The sequence below is a fragment of the Microbacterium sp. genome, assembly GCF_011620715.1.
In the GTDB taxonomy this organism is placed as follows: Bacteria; Actinomycetota; Actinomycetes; order Actinomycetales; family Microbacteriaceae; genus Microbacterium.
On record NZ_WOYP01000033.1, the window covers coordinates 1 to 9262 of the forward strand.

Consider the following 9262-nt stretch of genomic DNA (forward strand, 5'->3'; position numbering starts at 1 on the left):
AGTCGGTGTAGAGCTCTGCAGGGTTCGTGAACGTGTACTGGTCGCGCGTCATGTCACCTCAATCGTGGTACCAATCGTGTCGTACAAGTACCCATGATGATCCAGGCGGCAGCGCGGGCGAGGGGATTGACGACATCTGGCAGTTCCGCTACCGAGGCTCACCCGGATGCGGATGTCGCCCGGCGGCGACTGATTGAACGAAGCAGCCTGTGCGGAGCGTGAGAAACCGAAGCCGGTCACGCCTGCTTTGTCAAGCCCCTGCAGCTCACCCGATCGCGGTGCTTTCGTAGTCGATCGAGAAAGGAGACCGCGATGCCACGTGGAAAGGACTCGAGGCTGAAAGACCCCGAGATGTATGAGGAGTTGCGCAAGGACGGCGCCTCGAAGGAAAAGGCAGCCCGCATCTCAAACGCCTCTGGCGGGAGCAAGTCCGGTCGATCGAGCATCGGGCGCAAGGGCGGGGAGTCCGGCAGCTATGACGGCTGGACCGTGCCGGAGCTCAAGAAGCGCGCGAAGGAGTTGGGTCTCTCGGGCTACTCCAAGAAGAACAAGGAACAACTCATTCGGTCCCTTCGCAACCATTGAGGTGATGGATGCTCCGCCCGCCGCCGTAGGGTGGACAGGTCAACCTGAGTTCGTCCTGATCACCACGCGCCATCGGGGAAAGCCTCGATGGCGCGCGGTGCACGTCGGCGTGATCGTCTTACCTGGCAGTACTTCGCGCGGTGTGGCACTCAGCCTCGAGCCACCGATGAACCTCGGGTGGGCTCGGCGTGAAACACGGCATTCTCCTTGTGGAGGCGTTCCGGCGTAGCGCAACGATGTGGCGAACGGGAGCCTTCGGGCGGCTCAATGTCTAATCACGGCCCCGGGCTGCGAGCGCGAGGAGTGCGACGACGTCATCGAGGCGCTGTTCGGCGGTCTCGGCGACGGGGGCGAGCAGCAGTTCAGTCACACCGGCAGCTTCGAAGTCGGCGATTCTCTGGCGCAACCGGTCGGGATCGCCCAGGAGGGTCACGCCCTGCACGAGCTCGTCGGGAATTGCGGCCACCGCTTCGGCGTGGCGCCCTGCGAGGTAGAGGTCCTGGATTTCGGCGGCCTCGGCCTCGAAGCCGTAGCTGGAGACGACGTCGTTGTAGAAGTTCTTGCCCTTGGCTCCCATCCCGCCGATGTAAAGCGCGAGGTAGGACCGGATTCGCATCACAGCTTCGGGCGAGGGATCGCCGAACGCAAAGAACACCTGCACCTGGATGGCAAGCGGCCCGAGTTCGGAACCGCGCTTGGCCGTACCCGCCTCGAGAGACTCTCCCCACACCTTCGACGCACGCTGGGGGTCGAAGAAGATCGGCTGCCAGCCGTCGGCGATCTCGGCAACCTGGGCGACGCTCTGGCGACCGAGCGCGGCGATCGAGATCGGGATGTCGGGGCGCGCCAGGTGGTTGATGAGTTTGAGTGGCTTGCCCAAGCCAGACCCGCCACGCTCACGCGTGAGCGGAATCGAGTAGCGCCTTCCGTCGTGCACGACCGGCTCGCGGCGCCACGTCTGCCGGCAGATCTCCACGATCTCGCGGGTGCGCCCGAGCGGCGCGTCGTACGGCACGCCGTGGAAGCCCTCGATCACCTGCGGACCGGATGCGCCAAGTCCGAGCGTGAAACCGCCCGGCGCGAGCGAATCGAGGCTCGCGGCAGTCATGGCGGTGAGCGTGGGGGTGCGCGTATACAGCTGGAAGATGTTCGACATCAGACCAATGCGCCGCGTTTTCGCCGCGAGGTAGCCGAGGCGACTGACCGCGTCGAACGAGTACGCCTCGGCGACCGCAATCGTGTCAAGCCCGGCCGTCTCGTAGGTCTCGACAGAGTCTGCGACCTCGGCGATGTCGGCCGAATAGTCCTGGATCAGTCCGAACCGCATCGTCCGCCCACCTCTCGCACATCAGGGTCGCGACGGCCCCGCGAAACAATCCTAGGCGCGGTCATGCGTGAAGTCTGACCGTCCCACGGCTCATCAGACAGCTAGAACGGATCGGGCAAGCACTGTGAGCTCCGGTACAGGGCGCCCAGCCGTTCCGACTTCGTCGGCACCGCTGGGCATTGGGAGGGGATGACGGGAATCGTCTCTCCGCCCACTTCACTCGCGACTGCGTCGCGGGCGGAGCCTCGGGGCGGTGGGGCCTGCCCGGGCGGACCGGTTCCTACGGCATCCTGCGCAACGGTCTCGTCCGCGTTTTCGCCAGCCCAAACTCGCGACATCGTGGAATCGAACTGCCACACACACGGTTCACTTACCGGCCCTGGCATGGTCCTCCGGTTCAGTGCGGAAGGGATTCGGGGCGTTCGGGACGTGACCTTGCGTCGCCTATCCTGCTGGTGCCCGGAGGCGGTCAACCGGCATAACGTGCAGACGGTCCTCGAACCTGACACGCACTAGTGTCGTGTTTCTGAAGTTGGTTGACGGTTCGCTTTCTTGAGGATGGATCAGCCAGATCGAGCGGTGGGGGCCGTGGAAGGCCCCCACCGCCTCGTCTCAGTTGCAGTCGGTGTCCCGCATTTGGGAGCCTCGACCGCGGCGCCGAGGCAGGTGACTCCGAACGGGCCGGGAGACTGGTCTTGGGTTCACGCTTGCTGTTGGGTCCGAACGGCCTCACGGTGCGGGCTGGTCGCCGTGATCGCCGACGGTGCGGTGCGGGGCCAGGTCCACGCGTACCGCAGGATGAGGGCGAGAAGGATCACTTCCAGGGCCACGCCCAAGAGGTAGAAGTACATCCACGACTCGCCCAACTGGCCCACAGCGTTGAAGGCCGCGAAGGGGACCTGTAGCGACGCCACGATGAGGTTCGTGATGCGGTTGACCCGGGCGGGCAGCGTCATCGACAACACGACCATGAAAATCGGGATCGCCAGGAGGCTCAGCGCCGTGATCGCCCAGGTAGGGGTGATGTCGAACTCCCAGACGACGCCGAGGAGGATGTCATCGACGACGCCGGGCTTATAGAACGCGAGGATGTCGACATAGACGTACAGGAAAAGGAAACTTGTCCACGCGGCGGCGAGCTTGGCCTGTACCGGCACGCCCTGGTCTAGCAGTGCTGTGGTGTGTTGACGTTTTCTCATCAGATACTCCTTCGATGTAATGAGGATTGATTTGTCCGCGATCGCCGGCTGCGACCGCCGCTCTGTCCGAAACACACGACATCCGGGGCGCCGAAGCGGGGTGAACTACCGCGGTCATAGTCGTGTTGGTTGCCATGACTCGATGCTCGCCGTCTCGGGGATGCGGGTCATCGGCCGAGAGATCCGAATCTGGTCGGCCGAAAGTACGGCTGTGAGTCCGTACGGAAGGCCGATGTCTGAGGCGCTCGCTCCGGCGAGCATCGAGAGGTGTCGCAACCGATATCGGCCAGCCGCCCTCATGTCGAGCAGAAGAAAGAGCGGCATCGACCGAGGAGCGGATGGCTTGCGATAACCGGCCTCCTGCTGCTCAGCGCACTCCCTGTGCTCGGCGGTGTGCTTTCCCTGAGGGAGGTGAGTGCCGACCCCGAAAGCACATTGCTCTTGGCAACACGGGTGGCAACAGTTGCGCACATCGTGGCGATGAGCGTGTACTGCCTTCTCGGCGCATACCAGTTCTCGCCGGCACTGCGAACTCGGCGTGGTTGGCACCGCACCGCGGGCCGCGCGCTGATCCTCGCTGGATTCATCGCGGCACTGTCCGCCGTCTGGCTCGCGGTCTTCTTCGGTGGACCCTCTGATGAGCTCGCAGTCGCGATGGTTCGCCTCGTCTTCGCGCTGTGGACGATCCCGATCGGCGAGGTCGACGCATTCGGCGAAACATGGCTTGTTGCCGCGGGCTTCGTCATCAACAGTGTCGTGGCGGAATCGGTTATCCGGCGACGGTCCAGCAGGCGGATGAGCAGAGTGGTGCGCCGACGTGCGCCTGTACTCTGACGTGGTGACCGGCCTCTGGCGTTCCGCGTGGAATGCGCCGAGCGCCGCGCCCCCTCCGCCCCGCCGCGTCTGGCGGGATTGGGTTCTGGTGGCACTCGTCGTCATGCTGGCGGTAGTCGAGGGCACCCTCAGAACCGACCTATCTCAGCCGATGCTCGCGGTAATCCCACTGCTCGCCGTTCTGCCGACCGTGCTGTGGCGCCGCACACGGCCGCTGCTCATGCTCGTGATCGTGTTCGTCGTGACGGTGCCGACAGACCTGCTCCTGCCCGACTCGACCCTCTACACGAGCCTGTTCGTCACAGTGATCATCTACGCACTGTTCCGCTGGGGTTCAGGGCGCGACCTGGTGATCGCGTCGGCCATTCTTCTCGCGAGCCTCGGACTGTTCTTCGTTGGCGGAAGCGGTCTCGACGACCTGATCGGCGGGTTTGCGCTGCTGCTCACGGTGGCGCTGCTCGGCATCGCGTTTCGCTACCGTGCTGGCTCTCAGCAACGTCGACTCGACCGCATCCGAATGCTGGAGCGTGAGCAACTTGCGCGTGACCTGCACGACACCGTCGCCCACCATGTTTCGGCGATCGCGATCCGCGCGCAGGCGGGCCTCGCGGTGGCGGCGCGAGACCCGCGTGCAGCGCAGGATGCGCTCGGTGTGATCGAGGCGGAGGCGGCGAAGACCCTCAGCGAGCTGAGGTCGATGGTGCGGGTGCTGCGGCAGGGCGAGACCGCGGAGCTCGCGCCGAGCCCGCGTCTGGGTGACGTCGAGCAGCTCGCCGGAAGGAGGCTGGACGGCGCGGCAGTGACGGTGAAGGTCGCGGGCGATGACGCTGGCATCCCGCCGCCCGTGGCTGCCGCGGTGTTCCGTCTCGCGCAGGAGTCGGTGACCAACGCCCTCCGTCACGCGCGCCAGGTCACCCGTGTCGACGTCGTCGTGGAGGCGGACGAGGGCGGGGTTCGTTTATGCGTGGCGAACGACGGAGACATCGCCGCGTCACAGGCGCCCGGATTCGGCATCATCGGCATGATGGAGCGTGCCGCCCTGCTCGGCGGCACCTGCCAGGCCGGCCCTGCGCCCGGCGGCGGGTGGACCGTCACCGCGGTGCTCCCTCGTGTTGGATGGGCACCGTGACCATCCGCGTGCTCATCGCCGACGACCAGGAGCTCGTGCGCTCGGGGCTGAGCATGATCCTTGGCGCGCAGCCGGACATCGAGGTCGTGGGTCAGGCAGTCGACGGCCAGGAAGCGGTCGCCCTCGCCCGCAGCTTGCGACCGGACGTCTGCTTGTTCGACATCCGGATGCCGGGACTCGACGGCATCGAGGCGACGCGCCTGCTCGCCGGCCCGGGCGTGGCCGACCCGATGAAGGTCGTGATCATCACGACCTTCGACCTCGACGAGTACGTTTTCGCGGCGCTGCGGGCAGGCGCCAAGGGCTTTCTGCTCAAGGATGCCGGGTCGGCGCTGCTCGCCCAGGCGATCCGGGCTGCCGCGAGCGGTGATGCCCTGATCGCCCCCAATGTCACGCTGCGGCTGCTCGCGGCCTTTGCTGGAGCGGAGCCCGCCGCACCACCGCCGCAGCCGGTCGAGCCTCTCAGCGAGCGCGAGGAGCAGGTGCTCGCGAGAGTCGCGCTGGGCCTGAGCAACAGCGAGATCGCGAGCGAGCTGTACATCACCCTCAGCACGGTGAAGACACACGTCGCGAGCCTCATGACAAAGCTCGGCGCCCGCAACCGCGTCGAGATCGCCATCTGGGCACATCAGACAGGGCGGATGCGCGCACGAACTACCGGCGAAGGGCGTTCGTAAGCAGATCCGCATGCGATCCACGCAGGAGGCCCAACTACCACGCCAAGGACGGTTGACGTAGTCTGTCCCCGCGCCGCAACTATGTACATGTTGCTAGTCGAGATGTACAATATGAACATGTCCATCGTCAGCGTCGCAGACGCACGCAACCACCTTTCGGACGTCATCGCCCGCTCCCAGAGAGAAGCGGTGTTCATCGAGCGTCGCGGCCAGCGAGCCGCGGTCGTGGTCAGCCCTGAGCATTACGAACGCATGATGGAAGCGCTCGAGGACGCCGAAGACGTCGCCGCATTCGACGAAGCCATGGCAGAGGAGGGTCCCAACGTTCCGTGGGCTCAGGTGAAGGCCGATCTGGGCTGGACATGACCTACCAGGTCGAACTGCGTCCAGCCGCAGTTCGTGCACTGAAGCGAATCGACCACCAGGACCGCGACCGTATCCGTGGAGCGATCGCACTCCTTGGTGAGAACCCGCGCCCGCCCGGCGCCAAGGCGCTCCAAGGGCGTCCTGGTCTTCGAGTGCGGGTAGGGGACTACCGGATCATCTACACCGTCGACGACAACATCCTCGTCGTCGCCGTCATCGCACTCGGTCATCGTCGCGACGTCTACGATCGCTGAGCGCCCGCAGCAGGATCGGTCAACGGACCCTCGTGGGTACAGTGCAGCATATGGATCAGATCCCGCCGCCGCGTCGTGTGATCAGGTTGTTCCCGGACTATTCGCGCGACTACCCACTCTGGGAGAACTCGACGCCGACCCGGGACGTCGGCTACACGACGAACCCGGACACCTACGGGCTGAGCAAAGAACTGGGAGAGGACCTCGCCGGCTGGCAGGCGTTCTTCGAGGAACACGCCAACCCGTTCGAAGGGTGGGACACCGACGCTAATCTCCAGAAGTGGCTGCGCGATGGGGAGTGGATCGCGCGTCGCCTTCAGGACGAGGTGCAGTCTTTCGCTGATGTTCAACTCGAATTCGGACCATGGCGCGACAAGCTGTAGTTCGGCTGGCGTTCCGAAGCCGGTGCGTTGAGAGCGACGATTCCGGTATCAACGCTCGACACGGATTCTGCCCGTCGCCAACGTCGTTCTCTACTTAGCCTCTGGTCGATCGCCTGGCCCGGACGAACGAGGGAAAGTCGGACGGGCCGATTCCTTCCGGCTCGAAGAACGACGAAACGAATCCGCGGGTTTCCCGCTCGAGCTCTTCGAGCCCAAGTGCGCCGCCCCCGATCGCGAACCCGTATGTGCCATCGGCTGGACCGTTCAGCCAAGCGAACTCGTACTGGTAGCTGCCGTCGGTCCGACGTGATTCGTGCACTTCGAACCGTTCGCCGGATCCCCAGATCCCCAGATCCACCGCGATCGCCTTCAGCGTCGCACCAGGCGTCGACTCATATAAGTCCACCGCCCGCCGACGGAACTCATCGGTGTAGTTCTTCCTTGCCATCCTTGGATTCTCGCTTCCCCAGCATCGTGCTGGCATCAGCGTGTCCAAGATCAGGGGTCAAGCCCCCGGAGCTCGAGGTCATACCACAGGTCCCCGGAATCAGCCACCTGATGCGGAAGATCTGCGTGGCGCACTTTCCACACATTGATGGAGCCTGCCCCGGTCGTCGCTGGTTTCAGTTGGGTTCCCGGCGGGTATGGGTTCAGAAACCTGCTGACGCCGATGCGTCGCCAGGTCAGAGAGCCGACGGATTCGACGGAGTGTCACGACGAAGGGGCGCATCTCGTGAAGGGATACGCCCTGGAGGAGCGGTGACAGCGAGAAAGACGTCGTCCGCAATGTACTGACGACCGTAGTTGCCATAAGGGCCTGAGAGAATCCCTAGTTCCACCAGGCGCTGCAGTGCGGGAGACACGGCTTGAGGAGTGCGGCCGAATCGGTCGCTCATCATTGAAACGTTGATTACCTGGTCTCCAATGAGCGCGTCGACTATGTCGCGAATAACCCCCCTGGCTCCGGCCTCCTGAAGTATCTGTACGTACTGTGCTTGGACGGCCAGCATTCGGGTTACCCGCTGGGCGACATCGTCTGCGGAGGCAGCCACGCCTTCCGCAAAGAATGTGATCCACAGATCCCAATCTCCTGTCGCCGACACTTCGGCGAGGTGTTCTTGGTAGGTCGTTCGGCGTGCTTCGAACCACGGGGACACGCTAATGAGCGGCTCGGTGACTAGACGATCGGTCATGAACTGCAAGACGACCATAAGACGGCCAATGCGGCCGTTTCCGTCAGTGAACGGATGGAGGGTTTCGAACTGGTAGTGCGCCATCGCCGCGGCAACGATTGGATCGCGAGCTGCGCCACTGTCGTTAACCCATCTGGTCAGGTCTTGCACTGCAACGTTGAGCGCCACCCCCGCCGGCATCGGCACGAACCGAGCATCCTCAATTGCGCCGGTTGGACTCCCGATTGCGACTTGAGACTCTCGAATCTTTCCGGCTTGGTCCGTGTCTGCATCGGTGCCGCGGACCAGGATTGAGTGAACGGTCTCGAGCAGCCCCACATTTAGTGGTCGGCCCTCTCCGATGGCGTCGTACGCTAATGTCGCGGCCTCGACATAGTTCAGCACCTCCTGCAGCTCCTTGCTGCGACCGCTGATCTCCGTCGCGTCGGACGCGAGGACCTGCTCCAGCGGCGCGAAAGTGCCTTCGAGTGCAGATGTGCTCTGGGCCTCGCGCCGGAGAGTTGGTCGCAGAAACATGTGAGGGTTTGGCACCTGACGCGATGCTTGATCGAGCCTCGCCAGCGCTCGGTTCGCGTTAGTCACCGCATGCCAGGTGCGGCTCTCCAAAGCTGGTTCGTTGGCCAACGGCTGCGCTACGTACGCAGAGTGTTCGTAAGGTCGATTGAATCGCCCATCTATCCCGGAGATGGAAACGAGGGAGCCGATGGGGCTCTTACTGAAGCGCTCAACGTCCACATTGTAAGCATACTCGGATCTTCTTACATTTGGTTCCGCCTACTTCAAGCCGACTGACATAGTCGGAACGACACAGAAAGCGGGAGGAGATCTACCGATATTGTCGTAGTTCGGGCACTGAGAGGGTTTCATTTCCCGTGAAATGTTGGCGCACGAGATCCGACTGCTCGACGCTCAGTACCCATGCGCTGCCAGCCTCAACGGGGTGCCGCCAGCCTTGGCGTCGCATCCATGCTCGGATGGTCTTCGGGTCGGCCCTCAGCTGTCGGCGAGGGCGCGAACGGTGGGTGTCTGAAGAAACCGCCGTGAGTAGCCCCCACGAGGGTTTCAGTGGCTCCGACGGGCGTCGATCCCGTGACCTCACGATTTTCAGTTAACCCCTCGATCGGCGGATGCCCCGCGAGAAGCCGAAGGGGCGTCGCTTCGCCATCTAAGCATGGTGGGCCTTCGACACCGCCCTACGGTGACTCAACCCAGGTCGCGAGGGTCTGGACGGCCCGCCGCCCTTCGGACGTGAGCACGTGACGGTAGGGGTCGGACGCTTCGGGGCTGCTGTGTCCGCTCACCCCGGAGAAGGCCG

Annotated in this window: 10 protein-coding genes and 1 pseudogene; 7 read left to right on the top strand and 4 right to left on the bottom strand. The window is 64.1% G+C overall.

What is annotated here, in order from left to right:
- Positions 1-312 precede the first annotated feature (312 nt).
- Positions 313-585, top strand: coding sequence for an SAP domain-containing protein (locus tag QZV84_RS03665; RefSeq protein WP_292825474.1), 273 nt, complete (start codon positions 313-315; stop codon positions 583-585).
- A gap of 271 nt (positions 586-856) precedes the next feature.
- Here the strand turns inward: QZV84_RS03665 and QZV84_RS03670 are convergent, their stop codons facing one another.
- A complete protein-coding gene (locus tag QZV84_RS03670) occupies positions 857-1912 on the bottom strand; it encodes an LLM class F420-dependent oxidoreductase (RefSeq protein ID WP_292825477.1) in 1056 nt (351 codons plus the stop codon).
- A gap of 701 nt (positions 1913-2613) precedes the next feature.
- Positions 2614-3111, bottom strand: a complete 498-nt coding sequence (locus tag QZV84_RS03675) for a DUF6326 family protein (RefSeq protein WP_292825480.1) — start codon at positions 3109-3111, stop codon at positions 2614-2616.
- Between the two features lie 453 nt (positions 3112-3564).
- Here QZV84_RS03675 and QZV84_RS03680 point away from each other — a divergent pair, with 453 nt between their 5' ends.
- The 6 genes from QZV84_RS03680 to QZV84_RS03705 all read left to right on the top strand — a co-directional run bounded on the left by QZV84_RS03680 (position 3565) and on the right by QZV84_RS03705 (position 6754).
- Positions 3565-3945, top strand: coding sequence for a DUF2306 domain-containing protein (locus tag QZV84_RS03680; protein ID WP_292825483.1), 381 nt, complete (start codon positions 3565-3567; stop codon positions 3943-3945).
- A gap of 4 nt (positions 3946-3949) precedes the next feature.
- Positions 3950-5074, top strand: a complete 1125-nt coding sequence (locus QZV84_RS03685; RefSeq protein ID WP_292825487.1) for a histidine kinase — start codon at positions 3950-3952, stop codon at positions 5072-5074.
- Positions 5071-5751 (top strand): response regulator transcription factor, encoded by a 681-nt coding sequence (locus QZV84_RS03690; RefSeq protein WP_292825489.1) that lies wholly within the window; start codon positions 5071-5073, stop codon positions 5749-5751. Before QZV84_RS03685 ends, QZV84_RS03690 begins: the two co-directional genes overlap by 4 nt.
- A 117-nt stretch (positions 5752-5868) precedes the next feature.
- Complete coding sequence (locus QZV84_RS03695) at positions 5869-6117, top strand: type II toxin-antitoxin system Phd/YefM family antitoxin (protein ID WP_292825491.1); 249 nt, start codon at positions 5869-5871, stop codon at positions 6115-6117.
- On the top strand, positions 6114-6371 hold the full coding sequence (locus tag QZV84_RS03700) for a type II toxin-antitoxin system RelE/ParE family toxin (RefSeq protein WP_292825493.1): 258 nt from the start codon (positions 6114-6116) through the stop codon (positions 6369-6371). The genes QZV84_RS03695 and QZV84_RS03700 overlap by 4 nt, the downstream gene beginning before the upstream one ends.
- 50 nt (positions 6372-6421) lie before the next feature.
- Positions 6422-6754 (top strand): hypothetical protein, encoded by a 333-nt coding sequence (locus QZV84_RS03705; RefSeq protein ID WP_292825495.1) that lies wholly within the window; start codon positions 6422-6424, stop codon positions 6752-6754.
- 343 nt (positions 6755-7097) lie between these two features.
- Here the strand turns inward: QZV84_RS03705 and QZV84_RS03710 are convergent.
- Positions 7098-7202, bottom strand: a pseudogene (locus tag QZV84_RS03710) (transposase); the annotation flags it as partial.
- A 235-nt stretch (positions 7203-7437) separates the two neighbouring features.
- Positions 7438-8682 (bottom strand): Fic/DOC family N-terminal domain-containing protein, encoded by a 1245-nt coding sequence (locus tag QZV84_RS03715; protein ID WP_292825497.1) that lies wholly within the window; start codon positions 8680-8682, stop codon positions 7438-7440.
- Positions 8683-9262: the final 580 nt, after the last annotated feature.

Excerpts from the sequence above, each read along its gene's own strand:
- QZV84_RS03665 (WP_292825474.1), top strand. The coding sequence starts at position 313 with ATGCCACGTGGAAAGGACTCGAGGCTGAAAGACCCCGAGATGTATGAG.
- QZV84_RS03670 (WP_292825477.1), bottom strand. The coding sequence starts at position 1,912 with ATGCGGTTCGGACTGATCCAGGACTATTCGGCCGACATCGCCGAGGTC.
- QZV84_RS03675 (WP_292825480.1), bottom strand. The coding sequence starts at position 3,111 with ATGAGAAAACGTCAACACACCACAGCACTGCTAGACCAGGGCGTGCCG.
- QZV84_RS03695 (WP_292825491.1), top strand. The coding sequence starts at position 5,869 with ATGTCCATCGTCAGCGTCGCAGACGCACGCAACCACCTTTCGGACGTC.
- QZV84_RS03700 (WP_292825493.1), top strand. The coding sequence starts at position 6,114 with ATGACCTACCAGGTCGAACTGCGTCCAGCCGCAGTTCGTGCACTGAAG.
- QZV84_RS03705 (WP_292825495.1), top strand. The coding sequence starts at position 6,422 with ATGGATCAGATCCCGCCGCCGCGTCGTGTGATCAGGTTGTTCCCGGAC.